10 protein-coding genes are annotated in these 15,078 nt (G+C 62.6%); 3 read left to right on the forward strand and 7 right to left on the reverse strand.

The window, feature by feature from the left end:
* Nucleotides 1-77: 77 nt before the first annotated feature.
* The 4 genes from BR71_RS21220 to BR71_RS21235 form a co-directional block, all read right to left on the reverse strand.
* Nucleotides 78-2,522, reverse strand: a complete 2,445-nt coding sequence (locus tag BR71_RS21220; protein ID WP_043641829.1) for an alpha/beta hydrolase family protein — start codon at nt 2,520-2,522, stop codon at nt 78-80.
* Between the two features lie 103 nt (nt 2,523-2,625).
* Nucleotides 2,626-3,621, reverse strand: coding sequence for an LD-carboxypeptidase (locus BR71_RS21225; RefSeq protein WP_231138199.1), 996 nt, complete (start codon nt 3,619-3,621; stop codon nt 2,626-2,628).
* A gap of 363 nt (nt 3,622-3,984) precedes the next feature.
* Nucleotides 3,985-5,343 (reverse strand): flagellar filament capping protein FliD, encoded by a 1,359-nt coding sequence (gene fliD, locus BR71_RS21230; RefSeq protein WP_043641832.1) that lies wholly within the window; start codon nt 5,341-5,343, stop codon nt 3,985-3,987.
* A 286-nt stretch (nt 5,344-5,629) separates the two neighbouring features.
* Nucleotides 5,630-7,681, reverse strand: coding sequence for a site-specific recombinase (locus tag BR71_RS21235; protein ID WP_143330169.1), 2,052 nt, complete (start codon nt 7,679-7,681; stop codon nt 5,630-5,632).
* A gap of 228 nt (nt 7,682-7,909) precedes the next feature.
* On the opposite strand from BR71_RS21235, the gene BR71_RS21240 reads away from it, so the two are divergent.
* The 3 genes from BR71_RS21240 to BR71_RS21250 are packed head-to-tail and all read left to right on the forward strand — an operon-like array spanning nt 7,910 to nt 9,857.
* Entirely contained in the window at nt 7,910-8,494 is a 585-nt protein-coding gene (locus BR71_RS21240) for a TetR/AcrR family transcriptional regulator (protein WP_043641834.1), read from the forward strand.
* A gap of 56 nt (nt 8,495-8,550) precedes the next feature.
* The gene (locus tag BR71_RS21245; RefSeq protein ID WP_227108215.1) at nt 8,551-9,045 is read left to right on the forward strand and encodes a DUF4442 domain-containing protein; all 495 of its coding nucleotides are present in this window, start codon (nt 8,551-8,553) and stop codon (nt 9,043-9,045) included.
* Nucleotides 9,042-9,857, forward strand: coding sequence for a crotonase/enoyl-CoA hydratase family protein (locus BR71_RS21250; RefSeq protein WP_043641839.1), 816 nt, complete (start codon nt 9,042-9,044; stop codon nt 9,855-9,857). Before BR71_RS21245 ends, BR71_RS21250 begins: the two co-directional genes overlap by 4 nt.
* Before the next feature lie 111 nt (nt 9,858-9,968).
* On the opposite strand, the gene BR71_RS21255 is transcribed toward BR71_RS21250, so the two are convergent.
* The 3 genes from BR71_RS21255 to BR71_RS21265 all read right to left on the reverse strand — a co-directional run bounded on the left by BR71_RS21255 (nt 9,969) and on the right by BR71_RS21265 (nt 15,078).
* Nucleotides 9,969-11,192, reverse strand: a complete 1,224-nt coding sequence (locus BR71_RS21255) for a branched-chain amino acid ABC transporter substrate-binding protein (protein WP_043641842.1) — start codon at nt 11,190-11,192, stop codon at nt 9,969-9,971.
* A 279-nt stretch (nt 11,193-11,471) separates the two neighbouring features.
* Nucleotides 11,472-12,560, reverse strand: a complete 1,089-nt coding sequence (gene hemH / locus BR71_RS21260) for a ferrochelatase (protein WP_043641844.1) — start codon at nt 12,558-12,560, stop codon at nt 11,472-11,474.
* A gap of 220 nt (nt 12,561-12,780) precedes the next feature.
* Nucleotides 12,781-15,078 carry a DNA translocase FtsK gene (locus tag BR71_RS21265; protein ID WP_052370969.1) on the reverse strand — a complete coding sequence of 766 codons (2,298 nt, stop codon included), beginning with the start codon at nt 15,076-15,078 and terminating at the stop codon, nt 12,781-12,783.

Below are 15,078 nucleotides of genomic sequence, written 5' to 3' on the forward strand. Positions count from 1 at the left end.
TGCGCATGTACCCCATGTGCATTTCGCCTTTTCTGCGGTTTTCGCCATGTCCCGTTCCGAGACTTTGAACCGGGTACTTAGGATGGCCTCCGCGCGGTGCCGGCGCGGCCCAGGTATCGCTCCAGCCAGCGGTCCTGTTCCCACAGCATGTGCAGTATGGATTCGCGCGCGCGGTAGCCGTGGCTCTCCGCCGGCAGGGTGACCAGCCGCGCTGTGGCGCCTAGCCCCTGCAGCGCTTGATACAGCCGTTCGCTCTGTAGCGGGAAGGTGCCGGGGTTATTGTCCATCTCGCCATGAATCAGCAAGAGCGGGTCTTTGATCTGATTGGCGAAGTTAAACGGCGACATGGCTTGGTAGATCTCTTTGGCCTGCCAGAAATTGCGTTCCTCCGATTGGAAGCCAAAGGGTGTCAGCGTGCGATTGTAGGCGCCGGAGCGGGCGATGCCGGCATGGAACAGCCGGGTGTGAGCCAGCAGGTTGGCGGTCATGAAGGCGCCGTAGGAATGGCCGCCGACGGCGATGCGGGCCGGGTCGGCCACGCCCAGTCGAACCACTTCGTCCACGGCGGCCTGGGCGTTCATTTTCAGTTGCGGCAGGTAGCTGTCGTTCGGCTCTTTGTCGCCTTCGCCGACGATGGGCATGCCTGGGTCGTCCATCACTGCGTAGCCGCGCGCCAGCATGGCCAGCGGCCCCCAATAGCTGACGCGGTTGAAACGGTAAGGGGACTCCGTCACCTGGCTGGCTGCGGCGGCGGTTTTGAACTCGGTGGGATAGGCCCACATCAGCAGCGGCAGCGGGCCATCGCGTTTGGCCTCGTAGTCGGGCGGCAGGTAGAGGGTGGCGGTCAGCTTCACTCCATCGGCGCGTTGGTAGCGCAGCTGCTTTTTGGAGACGTTTTTCAGCTGTGGTGTTGGGTGCGGCATATGCGTTAGGGCAAGCGGTTCGGCGGCGTGCCCCAGCGTCAGACGGTAGAGATTGGGCGGCTGGTCGACGGATTCGCGGCTAAGCAGAAGCTCTTGGCCGGCGTCGTCCAGCAGTGCGGCCGGCTGTTCAAACCAGGGCGCTTGCGATTGCCATAGCCGCGTGGCGCGTTTATCGGCTAGAGCGTAGCGGTCGACGAAGGGGCGGTCGCCGTCGGGGCCGGCGCCTTCGCCCAGCAGATAGACGGACTTGCCGTCTGGCGTGGTTTGCAGCACGGATTGGCCGTTAGCGTTGCTGACCATGGCCGCCTCGCCTGGGTCGCTGTAGCGGTCTTCCGATTTGCGGCTGCTCAACAACTCCGGCGCGACATCCTGATCCGGGCGCGCGCGCCAGACTTTCAGTTCACGGGTTTTCCACCAGTGCTCGCGCACCAGAGCCAGGTCGCCGCGGCCCCAGCGGACGTCGGCAAAGCGGCTGGCTAGCCGCAGCAGCAGCCGCGGGGCTTGTTGAAACGGCGCGGCTTGCAAATAGAGCGCGTCGCGTTCGGTTGCTGCGCGGCCGGGGTCGCCTCCGTCCAGCGCCTCAACCCAAAACAGAGAGGCTGGAGCGTCGGCGCGCCAGGCGATTTCGCGCGGACCAGCCTCCACCGCGTCATTGCCGGACGGCATGCGTTCCAGCAGCGGCCGCTGAGTCACGGTGTGCGCAATACGGCCATGCCGGTCCAGTACATCGATGCGTTTAGGGAAGCGGGATATCGGCACCAGGCCGGAGTAGGGGCGCTGCAGGCGGGTGGCCAGCAGGTATTGGCGATTGGGAGAGCCGCTGACGCTGAGATAGCGGTCCGGTTGACCGATCGTACTGAGCTTGCCGTCCAGGCCGACCAGCGCCAACTGGCTTTGTAGTTGATAGTCGAGCAAGTCGGCGTCGTACGGGGTCTTGAGCAGATCGGGGTAGGTCCGGGTTTGAGAGAGGATGCCGCCTTCGCTTTGCTGGATGTTGGGGCCGCTGGGCGCTTGGGGTTGCTGCGGCGCGGGGCCTTGCTTCGCGGGCACGCGCTTGATCAGCAATTGTTCGCCGAACCAGGCGAAGCCGGAGCCGGTGGCGGCGTTGAGGTGGAAATCGCCCAGCCGGCGGGCGCGGGCGTCGGCGACATCCAGCAGCCACAGCTCCACGCCCTTGACGCCCCACAAGCTGAAGGCCACTCGGCTTTCGTCGGCGGACCAAGCGGTATCTGCGATGCGGGCGCCGGCCGGGAGGCCGCGTACCGTGCGGGCACGGCCTTGTTTCACGTCCAGCAGGGTCAGCGTGTTGCCAAAGTCGAAACGGCTGGCGGCGCGCATCGAGGGATTCAGGCGCAAGCCGGCCAGTTTGAGTTCAGGCTGAGCGACGTCGGCGATGCCGGGCAGGCCGGGGCGATGGATTTGCAGCAAGTTCCGGCGTTTGGGCCCTAGGCTTTGCAAGGGAGGGCGCGGCGCGTCCACTAGCGCTTGCAGCTCCGCGGGCGGGGTTTGATAGCCGTGCTCGGCGGCGCTGAGCGGCGCGGCGGCCAACAGTCCGACAATGAGCGGCGCGCCGGTCAACAGCGGGGAACGAAGGGACATGCGGGACTCCTGGCGAAGAATGGCGGGCAAGTCAAAAAACTTGCCCTAGTCTTGCCGGAGCGTCAAGGCGCGCCGCGCGGGTGCGGCGGCGGCCGAGTGCGCGCTAGAGCGGCGAGGCGGTACTAAGTAGTTCTTTTTGCTGCGGATTTGCCGGTGTCACCGGGTAGTCGAAGAACTGCAGCGTCAGGCCGCCGCCGTCCGCGCTGAAGCGGGCGGGGAAGCCCAGAGGCAGCGTGGTCTTGTCGTGGACATGACCAAAAGGAATGCCTGTCAGCACCGGAACGCCGGTCAGACGGCGGATTTCTTCCAATACCGCGTCCAGGGTGTAGCCGGGGTCGTAAATGTCGACTTGGCGGTTCATATTGAAATCGCCGATGAAAATGGCGCGTTGTTTAGCCAGTACGCCGGCGAGATGCAATTGCTGCAGCATGCGCTCAATGCGGTAGGGCTGTTCGGCGACATCCTCCAGGAACAGCAGACCGCCTTTGATCTCCGGCAGGTAGGGGGTGCCGACCAGGCTGCTGAGCACGCTGAGGTTGCCGCCCCAGAAAATGCCTTCGCCGCTGGCGTTGTGGCGTTGCGGCGTGTCGACGCGCAGTTGGCGGTTGGGCGTGGTGGTGGTGGTCAAGAACTCATTCAGCGTGAAGGCGCTGAGCTGCTTGGCTCCAAAGTCGCTGACCATGGGGCCGGCGAAGCTGCCCAGGCCGCCCTTGGCCAGCAAGGCCAGCTGGATGGCGGTGAAGTCGCTGTAGCCGATCAGTTGGCTGCCGGATTCACGCAGCAGCGGGCAGAGCCGGCCGTAGTCGATATGAGGCAGCAGCCGCGTGGCGCCGTAGCCGCCACGGCCGGCCACCAGCAACTGCGGCGCGCGGCGGCGCGAGATCAGCTGATTGAGGTCGCCCAGCCTTTGCGCGTCGCTGCCGGCGAAGCGCTGGTAGCGGCGGTCCAAGGCCTGGACGTTTTCAAGCTGGTAACCGGCCAAGCGCAGCCGCTCCACGGCTTGCTGTTTTTGGCGCGCGTCCGGCAGCGGGCCGGAGCAGGCGGTGAAGTAGAGGCTGCTGCCGGCGGCGGCCGGCGCGGGAAGCGATTGGTCAACCATGGTGCGACATCCTTGCAAGAGGCCAAGGCCGGCGCTGAGCGCGCCCATCTGGAGTAGTTGGCGACGAGAGTATTGAATGCGGGCAGTCATTGAGTCCGGGGCCGGTAAGGGCTGGTGCAAACGAGGTTCGACAGCGCTAGGCTGCGTGAGTTGCGCCAGTATACGGCAAACGCGGCGACGATGCTGAGCGCCGCCGTCGTGGTGCACTTTGAACAGGCTCATAGAGCCTATTTGCGATCTCGCGAGCTAGAGCGAGACAAGGCGAAAACGGCTGAGAAAGCGGAATGCACAAGTGGTACTTGAGCGTTTTGAGCTTGTTTTTAACGCCGTATCGCTGAAGCGCAGCAGACTATGAACAGGTCCTTAGGCAAGCAGATTGGCCAGGCTGGAAGTGGACTGCTGCATGGCGGACAGTTCGCTGTTCAGCGAGGTGTACTGGTGCAGGAGCGAGCTTTTCTCATTGGCCAACTGGTTGTTGAGCTGGGACTGGAGATTGTTCTCGTCGCTGATCTTGGTGTTGATGTCGCCTTGTTCGGTGGTGATCATGCCGTTGGGCCCCAGCAGGTTATTGATGGCGGTATTGAAGGTATTGGCGTAGCCGTTGTTCTTGGCATTGCCAAACAGATTGGCCACGGCGCCGGGGTCGGCTTTTAGCGCGGAGGTGAAGGCTGTGGAGTCCAGTTTCAGCGTGCCGTCCGCCTGCTGGGTGATGCCGACCTGGGCCAGGTAAGCGTAAGAGGAGGTGGCGTTGACGCCTGGCACCGGGGTGCTGAGCAGGCCGGCTAATTGCTCTTGCAGGCCGATCACATCGCTATTGTTCTTCATGCTGCCGCCCAGCGCGGAATTGCTGGCGCTTATCACCTGATTGTAAGCGCTGACGAAGCTTTGTAGCGTCGAGGTGACATTGGCGGTGTTCTGGCTCATGTTCAGTGTTACCTGGCCCAGTTTGTTGAGGTTGACGGAGGCGCCGTTGATCACATTGCTCAGGGTGTTGCTGCTGCTGGACACGTTGACGCCGTTGACGGTCAGCAACGCGTCCTGAGCGGCCGCGGATTCGCTGGCGGCCGCGCTGCTCTGGCCCAGGCCGGCCAGGGTGTTGCCCGAGGTGCCGCCGCTATCGCTGCCGCCGGCGGAAATGCTGAAGGCGTTGGCGGGGCCGGATTGCGAGGAGGCCAGCACCAGCGAGTAATGGTTGTTGTACTGCACCACCGATGCGTTGACGCCGATGCCGGCGCTGTTGATGTTGTCGGCGATTGAGGAGAGCGAGATGGTGGAGCCGTTCTGGCCCAATTGCACCGTGCTGGTGGTGCCGTTGACGGTGAAGCTCAGTGCGCTGGGGGCGCCGGCCAGCGCCGCGTTCTGGTCGGTGATGGCTTGTCCGCCGGATGTTTGGTCGAACACCAGTTGCCGCGGCTGTGCCAGTTGGGTGACGTTAAGCGCGTAATTGCCGGCCACGCCGCCGGAGGTGGCACTGGCGGTGGCGATGGTGTTGTCGGTGGAGGTGACCTGGAATTGTTGCAGGAAACTGCCCGAGGCCATGGCGGTGACCGAGGTCTGCAAGGCGGACAGCGCCGAGCTGATCTGACCGATGGAGCTGAGCTGGGACTGATAGTTGCTGACCCGGCTTTGGCTTTGGGCCAGCGGCCGGGACTCAATCGACATCAGTTGGCTGACGATGCTTTGAACGTCCAGCGGCCCAACGCTGGTGGTAATGGATGCCATGACGACTTCTCCCCGCGCGATCCGCTGCCATGGGCGCGCTGCAATGCTAGAGATTCAAGAGTTTTATTGTCGTAATGCGTCCGTCACGGTTGAGCCTCCGGCTGCCAGGCCGGCGCGAGCTAGCGCCGCAACTTCCATTGTAGAAGGCGGCGCGCTGCGCGTTGATGAAACCTTATCGACCATTCCCATCCGGACTTTAGCGCGGCGCGCGTGAATGAGCCGGCGGGGTGGTTTCCGTCATAACGCGGGCCGCGGCGGCGGGTTGACGTCGCCGCGGCTCGAGCCGTCACGAACCGTTCTTGAGTTCGGCGGCTTCGCCGGTTTCGCCCCCGTCTTCCGGCGGAGGGCTCTTGGGCGGCAGGAAGAAGGACAGCGGCGCGTTGAGGAAGCGTTTGAACAGCATGGGCACCAGCGGCCACAGCAGGCTGCCGGACAGCTTGCGCGAGCGCAGCGCCACCCACAGCGCCAGCGAGAAGCTGACCGCCAGGTTGGTCAGGCCGATCAGCGCCACGCCGGCGCAGCCCAGCAGCACGGTGGCCAAGGGCAATTGGAAGTCCTGCGCCACGGTGGCGAAGGCCAGGTTTGCGGCGGAAAAGGTGATGTGGCGGATGTCGATGGGCAGGCCGAGGATGAAGCCTATGGTGCCGGTCAGGCCCAGGAACATGCCAAAATAAAAGTTGCCTGCCAGCGCGCCTAGATTGTGCTCGATATAGCTGCCCAGCTTCCAGGCGCGGTGCTCGCCCAGCAACCGCTTCAGGCCGGCGTGGGAGGCGATGCGTTCCGGGATGCGGCGGTAGATCGCCTTGTTGTCGTAGTAGCCGGCGATCAGGCCGGACAGAAACAGGAAGACGCCGGCAATGGCGGCGTGCGGCAGCGCTAGGCTGTGAATGGGGTCGATATCGTGCAGCAGGCTTTGCGCCTTGGCCACGTTCACCACCGGCGCGCCAAAGGCGGCTTGCCAGGCGAAGGCGATCAGGCCGGCGGTGGGGATGGCCAGCAACACGTTGCCGAGGATGGCGACGAACTGAGTGCGCATCACTTTGACCACCAAGTCGGCCAGGTCTTCCAGCTGCTTCTTCTGGCCGTGGTTTTCATGCAGCACCGCGGCGATGCGGGCGGCGGTCATCGCCGGCTGCTTGGTGGCAATGGTGAGGTGCAGGATCTGCACGATGATGAAGCCTATGGCGTAATTGAGGCCGAAGGCGATGCCTTCCCACAGCGGGGGCAAATGGCCGCGGCTGAGCATCAGCTTGATCAGCGCCATGAAGCCGACGATCAGGCCGGCGCCCATCGCCGCCTTGGCCATGGTTGACCACTCCTGGCGGCTCTCGGCGATATAGTGCTCGCCGTGGCGGCCGGCGTGCTCGGTGACTTGCAGCGCCAGCAGCTCCACATTGGACTTGAACAGATCGCGCAGGCTGTATTTGCGGTTCTCCGCGCGCGCGAAGGTCACGATGAGCTGGAACAAATGCGGCTCTGCGGCTGGGTCGTGTTCTGGGTCCAGTATCGCCAGCAGCGCGCGGATGCGGGCGATGCTCTGCGCCAGCCGCAGGCCGTGGTAGGTGAGGTTGACCGAGATGCCGAAGCGCCGCGCATTCTTGCGCACCTTGTTGAGAATGCTTTCACACTGGTCCAGCAGCACCAGCACGTGCTTGTCGTCCTCGGCGCGCGGCAGGCCCTCCACCAGGTCGCGGCGGTAGCCGTCGACATAGCGCTGAACCTCGGCGTTCAGGTTGAGAAAAGGGGATTCGAAGCGCTCGATGTCCGGATTGATGCGCACCAGTTCCGGCTCCAGGCCGATGGCGGTGATCTGGGCCGACAGCACTTGCACCGACTCCAACAATTGCAGCCGGGTCTGCTGCCAGCCATCGGCGTTGTCGTTCTCCTGCCAGGCCATCGCCCGCCACAGCGCGTGCCAGGTGGCGTTGGGGATGGCCGCCAGCCAAATGTAGTCTTGTTTCCAGCTGAACAGCCGGCTGAAGCGGTCTTGCAGCGAATCCGCCTTATAAGGCATGGGCAGGATGCGCTCGCCGACGCGGCGCAGCAAGGTGGAGCCGAAACCTTCGTTGGCCAGGATGCCGCATTCGGTATACAGCGGAATCTGCCGGGTTTCGGTCAGCAATTGCAGCAAGGCCTTGCGCAAGGCCGCGCGGTAATCGGAATGGTGCTCCAGCAGATAGGACAGCGCTTGCAGATTGACCACCGCTTGTTGCGGTTTGCCGGCGTCGTCGGGGCGTAGGCACTGCAGCAGGGCGGACAGGGCGTCGAGCTGGGCCGGCGCTTGGCTGATCTGGCGCAAGGCCTGTTCCAGGCTGGGGGACTGAATGTTTTCGCTCATCTAGGGTGCTGGTTTGGATGAAAGTGAGTGGTGGGGGGCGCGACTCCGGCCTACGACCTTAATGGTAGGCGCAAGCGGCTGGATTTTCCGGCGTGGCGCGAGCGCCTGCTTCGAGGCGCGTGGAATCGGCATTGGGATTTAGAGATGGGGACGATTGATTCAGTTTCCAGCTTTGCTTGCAAAATCACGCAATTGACACCTTACTGACCAGTAAGTAGAGTGCTTCGCATGACTCAAAGCTCCGATCCCAAGACCGACACCCGCAAGCGCATTCTGGACATCGCCGAGCAGTTGCTGCTCAGCCGGGGCTTCAACGCTTTCAGCTACCAGCACATCAGCTCGGAGCTGGGCGTGCGCAATGCCGCCATTCATTATCACTTTCCCAAGAAAAGCGATCTGGGCGTGGCCTTGATCCAGCGTTACCGCCGGCGTTTCCAACGCTTCATCGACCAGCAGGCGGAGCTGGATCCCCAGGCGCAGCTGGAGGCCTACTTCGGCTTGAGCGACAGCTATTACCTGCAGCATCGGCAGATCTGTCCCAGCGGCATTCTCAGCACGGAGTTCCTGACGCTGCCGGAAGACATGCAGCAAGAGGCGGCGGCCTTCATCGACGAGATGCGGCTATGGGCGGTGGACATCACCCGGCGGGGGGCGGCCTGCGGTCAGATGCGTTACGCCGGCACGCCGGAAGCAATTGGCATGATGTTGTTTTCCGCCTTGCAAGGCGCGCTGCAACTGGCGCGCATCGACCAGCAAGCGCTGGAGACCATCAAGCAGCAGGTGCGCTCGGTGCTGGGGCTGGACGGGCATTGAGTGCCGGAATCACGACAACAACAGAGGGGCGCTACATGGAGTACAAGAAAAACAGCATGAGCCGTATTGCCGACAAAGTGGGCAAGTTGCCGGCGGGAATGCGCAGCACCGTATTGAGTATGATGTTCGGCAAGATCGTGCCGTTTCTATCCACGGCCGGCCTGCGTTTCGAGGAAGTGGGCCATCAGCGTTTGACGGTGTCCATCCGCAACCGCAAGAAGGTGCAGAACCACATTCGCGGCGTGCACGCCGCGGCGATGGCCTTGCTGGCGGAGACTTCAACCGGCTTTGTCGTTGGCATGAACATGCCGGACGACAAGCTGATGCTGCTTAAGTCGATGAAGGTCAACTACGTGCGTCGCTCGCAAGGCGATATGCGTGCGGTGGCCAGCCTGAACGCGGAACAGATCCAACTGATGCACGACACGGAAAAGGGCGAGGTGCTGGTGCCGGTGCTTGTCACCGACGAATCCGGCGAATCGCCGATCGAATGCGAAATGCTGTGGGCGTGGATTCCCAAGAAGCGCCCGGAACAAGGAGCGGCGGCATGATCAATCTGGAAACGATGCGGATCGAACTGAACGAACATGTGGCGCTGATTCGTCTTAACCGCGCGGATAAGGCCAATGCCCTGAACCGGCAAATGTGGCGGGATTTGCGCACCGCTTTCGAGTGGCTGGACGACACTCCCGAGGCGCGCGTGGGCGTGCTGGCCGGTGAGGGCAGGCATTTCTGTTCCGGCATCGATCTGGGCATGCTGATGGGCGTGCAGGCGGAGATCGCCGACGATTGCGAGGCGCGCAAGCGCGAAAAGCTGCGTAGGCTGATTCTGGAGCTGCAGGACTGCGTCAATAGCCTGGAACATTGCCGCAAGCCGGTGATCGCGGCGGTGCACGGCGCTTGCGTCGGGGGCGGCCTGGATATCGCGCTGGCCGCGGATTTCCGCTTCGCCGCCGCGGACGCGGTGTTCTCGGTGCGGGAGATCGACGTGGGCATGGTGGCGGACGTGGGGGCGCTACAGCGGTTGCCCCGCGTGGTGGGCGAGGGCATGGCGCGCGAACTGGCGTTGACCGGCCGTGACGTGGCCGCGGAAGAGGCGCTGGCGATGCGTCTGGTCAACCGCGTGCTGCCGGATGCGGCCGCGGTGCTGGAAGCGGCGCTGGAGTCGGCGCGGCTGATCGCCGGCAAGTCGCCGCTGGCGATGCGCGGCTGCAAGGAAGTGCTTAACTACAGCCGCGACCATTCGGTGGCGGACGGCCTTAATTATGTGGCGAGCTGGAACGCGGCGATGCTGATCTCCGAGGATATCCAAAAGGCCGGCATGGCCATCCTGACCGGCCACGCGGCGCAGTTCCGCGACTGAGCGCGGTTTGTCCGTTCCCAATGGCGCCTGCGGGCGCCATTGTCGTTGGCGGCGGGCAAAGAAAAAGAGGCGCGGAGCACCTCTTTTTGAGTCAAGCGGGTTCGGCAGCGCTTACTGAGCGGCGCTGGCGGCCGGCGCGGCGGCGGCTTCGCCGCCGACGGTGGACACCACTTCCCACTTGCCGCCCTTGACCTGATACACGGTGACCGCGCCGTTCTTGATATCGCCCTTGTCGTCAAAGGCGATCTTGCCGGTCACGCCGGTGTAGCCGGTCTTGCCCACTTCGGGCAGATAGGTCTTGGGGTCGGTGGATTTGGCGCGCTTCATCGCGTCCACCAGCACCATTACCGCGTCGTATTCATACGGCGCGTAGATCTGCACCTCGGTGTTGAACTGCTTCTTGAACTTATCGTTGAACGCCGCGAAGCCGGGCATCTTGTCGCGCGGCACGCCGCAGCTGGACGCGTATTGCCCGTCGGAGGCCTCGCCGGCCAGTTTGATGAATTCCGGCGTCTGCCATCCGTCGCCGCCCATCAGTTTGGCCTTGAGGCCCAGGCGCTGCATCTGCTTGGCCAAGGGGCCGGCTTGCGCGTCCATGCCGCCGTAGAAAATCAGGTCCGGCTTGCTGGCCTTGATCGAGGTCAGGATGGCGTTGAAGTCGGTGGCGGTGTTGGTGGTGAACTCGCGTTTCACCACTTCGGCGCCCTTGCCCTTGACCGCTGCCTCGAACTGATCGGCGAGGCCTTGGCCGTAAGCCGTGCGGTCGTCAATGATGGCGATCTTCTTCGCCTTCAGCCCGGTGGCGGCGAATTCGCCCAACGCGCGGCCTTGCTGCACGTCGTTGGCGATCACGCGGAAGGTGGTCTTGAAGCCTTGCTTAGTGTAGTCCGGGTTGGTGGCGGAGGGGGAGATCTGAGGAATGCCCGCGTCGGAGTAAATCTTGGACGCGGGGATGGTGGTGCCGGAGTTCAAGTGCCCCACCACGCCGGCGACGCCGGCGTCAACCAGGCGCTGCGCCACTTGGGTGCCGATTTTCGGGTCGCCTTGGTCGTCTTCCGACACCAGTTCGAATTTGAGCTTCTTCCCGCCGATCTCCACGCCGGTGGCGTTCAGATCGGCGATGGCCAGTTTGGCGCCGTACTCGTTGTCCTTGCCCAAATGGGAAATGGGACCGGACATCGGCGATACCTGGCCGATCTTGACGACGGCGCCGTCGCCAGCGGCTTGAGCCGGGGCCGAAGCCGCCTGATTGGCGGCTGGTTGCTCCTGCTTGCCGCAGGCGGCCAGGGTCATGGCGGCAGCGGCAATGACGCTGAGGCGGACATATTTGTTCATGTGATGTATCCCCTGATTCTCTATTCTGTAGACTCTAGTCATCTCTTTGTGGCCAACGGCATTTTGGTGAAATGACCGTTGGTTGCGTTTGATTATGGGTAGCTGTTTGCGCGAGTGTCAATGTCAAAACCGGGGAGGGATGCAACTATTTGTAAACTTCTTCGCCAATGGTGTGTCTAAAGCGCAAACGCCCCCTGGAATAATTGCCAGGGGGCGTTTCTTGTATTTCAAGTTTTTGAATTTAAAAGACTTGTTCGGATTTTTGCCGGCAGTCTTGTTTCAGGCCTTGGCGCCCAACGTCTGGGCTCGCTGCTGGCGCAGCAGGGCGTTTTCCTCCGGCGCTTCGCACCATCCCGACAGATTCTTTTTGATCATAGTCGAGATTGCGAGAATCCATTGCGGGTTTTCGTTCAAACACGAAATGTATCGATATTCGCCGCCCCCGTGGCTGAGGAAGGTTTCCTTGCCTTCCATCGCGATTTCCTCCAGCGTTTCCAGGCAGTCGGCGATAAAGCCGGGGCAGAGAATATCCAGCTTGCCGGTCTTGTCCTTGCCTAGTTGAGTCAATACTTCGCTGGTATAAGGCTGCAGCCATTCCGCGCGACCGAATCGGCTTTGGAAGCACACCTGGTATTCCTGTTGCGACAAGCCCAATTCTTCCGCCAATAAGCGGCCGGTTTTCTGGCATTCACAGTGATAAGGGTCGCCTTTGTCGCGGGTGAACTGGGGGACGCCGTGAAAGCTCATCACCAATTTGCCGCCGCGGCCATGTTGGCGCCAATGCGAGCGCACTTGTTCCGCCAGCGCGCGGATATAGCCGGGATCGTCGTGAAAATGACGAACGGTGCGCAGCTCCGGCATATTGCGCAGTTTCATCAGGGAGCGGAATACCTGATCCAGCGCAGTGGCGCTGGAGGAGGCCGCGTATTGAGGATACAAAGGCACCACCAGCAGACGTTCCACGCCTTGTTCTCGCATGCGGGCGATCACGTTTTCCACCGAGGGTTCGCCGTAGCGCATGGCGAAATCCACGACTAAGTCGCGCAGCCCCATTTCACCCAACTGGCCTTTGATTAACGCAGCCTGCTTGCGGGTGTGGGTATAAAGCGGCGAACCGTCCTTCTCCCAGATTGCCGCGTATTTTTTGGCGGATTGGGCGGGGCGGGTGTTCAGGATGACGCCGTTGAGGATCAGCCACCAGAGCGCGCGCGGGATTTCGATCACGCGGCGGTCGGAAAGAAACTCTTTCAGGTAGGGGCGCAGAGCCTTGGCGGTGGGGGCTTGCGGCGTGCCCAGATTCATCAGCAGCACACCGGTTTTGGGCGTGTAATCGTGGCGAAAAGGGGGTTCGGGCTTGAAATCCGCCATGCGTGACCTCTTGGTTGGTGCCGGGCGGCGTTGCGCCCGGTTGGGTTTTTAGGGGGGGCAGCGGCCGGGTGATCTTAAGACCTGTTTGCGATCTGCCGCGCGTCGTGAAACGAGGCTCGGTGAGTGCGCCATCCGGAATGCTCATGTACCGTGTGCACACTCCGCTTTCTCAGCGGTTTTCACCTTGTCTCGCCTCAGCTCGCGAGATCGTAAACTGTTCTTAGTCTTCGCGGGACGGCGCCAGCACTGCGCGGTTGCCGTTGCTTTCCATCGCCGAAACCAGGCCGGCGGATTCCATCTGCTCAATCAGTCGCGCGGCGCGGTTGTAGCCTATGCGCAGATGGCGCTGCACAGAGGAGATCGACGCCTTGCGCGTCTTGAGCACAATGGCGACGGCTTCGTCGTAAAGCGGGTCGGCTTCGCCGTTCGCCTCGCCGTCAAGGCCGGAGGGCGAACCGTCTTCGCTGTCGCTCTGGCCGGTGAGAATGCCTTCCACATAGTCCGGGCCGCCGGTGCTTTTCAGGAACTCCACCACATGGTGGACTTCTTCGTCGGCGACGAAGGCGCCATGGACCCGGACCGGATAACCGGTGCCCGGCGGCAGATAGAGCATATCGCCTTGACCGAGCAGGGTTTCCGCGCCCATCTGATCCAGAATGGTGCGGCTGTCTATCTTGCTGGATACTTGGAAGGCGATTCGCGTCGGGATATTGGCCTTGATCAGGCCGGTGATTACGTCCACGGACGGCCGCTGAGTGGCCAGGATCAGGTGGATGCCGGCGGCGCGGGCCTTTTGCGCCAAGCGCGCGATCAGTTCTTCTATCTTCTTGCCGGCCACCATCATTAGATCGGCCAGCTCGTCTATCACCACCACGATCAAAGGCAGGGTGTCCAGCGGCTCCGGGGTTTCCGGGCTCAGGCTGAAGGGGTTGGGGATCTTTTCGCCGGCCTTGTCCGCGTCCTTGATCTTTTGGTTGAACCCGGCCAGGTTGCGCACGCCCAGCTTGGACATCAGTTTGTAGCGGCGTTCCATCTCCGCCACGCACCAGTTCAGCGCGTTGGCGGCTTGTTTCATGTCGGTGACCACCGGGGCCAGCAGGTGAGGAATGCCTTCATAGATCGACAGCTCCAGCATTTTGGGGTCGACCATGATCAGCCGCACTTCCTTGGGCGTGGACTTGTACAGCAGGGACAAGATCATCGCGTTGATGGCCACTGATTTGCCGGAGCCGGTGGTGCCGGCCACCAGCACGTGCGGCATCTTGGCGAGGTCGGCGGACACGGGTTGTCCGGCGATGTCCTTGCCCAAGGCCATGGTCAGCTTGGAAGCCATGTTCTGGTAGCCGTCGGAGCCGACGATTTCCGAGAGGCGCACGATCTGGCGTTTGGGGTTGGGGAGTTCCAGGCCCATATAGGTTTTGCCGGGAATGGTTTCCACCACCCGGATGGAAACCAGTGACAGCGCGCGCGCCAGATCCTTCATCAAATTGACGACCTGAGCGCCCTTTACGCCCACCGCCGGTTCCACCTCGTAGCGAGTAATCACCGGGCCGGGATAGGCCGCCACCACTTTGACGTCGACCCCGAAATCGGCCAGCTTGCGTTCGATCAGCCGCGAAGTGTATTCCACCGTGTCCTGCGACACCGGTTCCTGTTGTTCCTTGGGCGCTTCCAGCAGTGTCAGGCCGGGCAGCGCGCCGTCCTTGGGGTCGGCGAACAAGGATTGCTGCACTGGCTTTTGGGCCTTGGTGGACAGCGGCACGTCCAGCACTGGAGGCTCGATCCGCAGCGGGATTTTCTCCTCGTTCTTCTTTTTCTCGGTGGTGATCTTGGCTTCGCGCTTTTGCGCGATCTCTTTGCCGATTTCGCGATCTTTGCGCGCCTGCCAGTTGTGCCACAGTTTCAAGGTGCCGTCTTCCAGCGCGCCGCCCAGCCGCTCCATGATGTCGAGCCAAGACAGGCCTGTGAACAGGGAAAAACCGATGGCGGCGAGCACGCTGAGCAAGAGGTAGGCGCCAGACAGGCCCAGGCCGTGGGCGATGCCGAGGCCGATGAAATGCCCCAGCATGCCACCGGCGGACAGGGGCAGATTGAGCGCTTTTTCCGCCAGGATGATGGCCTCTATGCTGGCGCTGGAAAACAGCAGCAGCAGAAAGCCGCCGATGGCGGCGACGGTGATGGGGTTGAGCTTGAAGCCCAGTGTTTCCATGCGCTGATAGCCCCAGGCGATGGCCACCAGGCAGAACACCACCAGCCACCAGGCCGACAAGCCGAATACGTAGAGCAACATATCGGACAGCCAAGCGCCGAAAGCGCCGCCGTAATTGCGCACGGTGGGATCTGAGGAGCTATGGGACCAGGAGGGGTCTTGCGGGGAGTAGCTTGCCAGCACCAGCACCAGGTAGACGGCCAATACGGCCATCAGCAACCACCACGCCTCGCGCAGCAGCGAGGCCAGCTGCGGCGGCAACGGGGTCTGGCTGTTTTTGACTACGGCTTTGCGCTTGAAAAGTCGCAT

Origin of the sequence: Chromobacterium haemolyticum DSM 19808, assembly GCF_000711885.1 — a bacterium.
In the GTDB taxonomy this organism is placed as follows: Bacteria; Pseudomonadota; Gammaproteobacteria; order Burkholderiales; family Chromobacteriaceae; genus Chromobacterium; species Chromobacterium haemolyticum.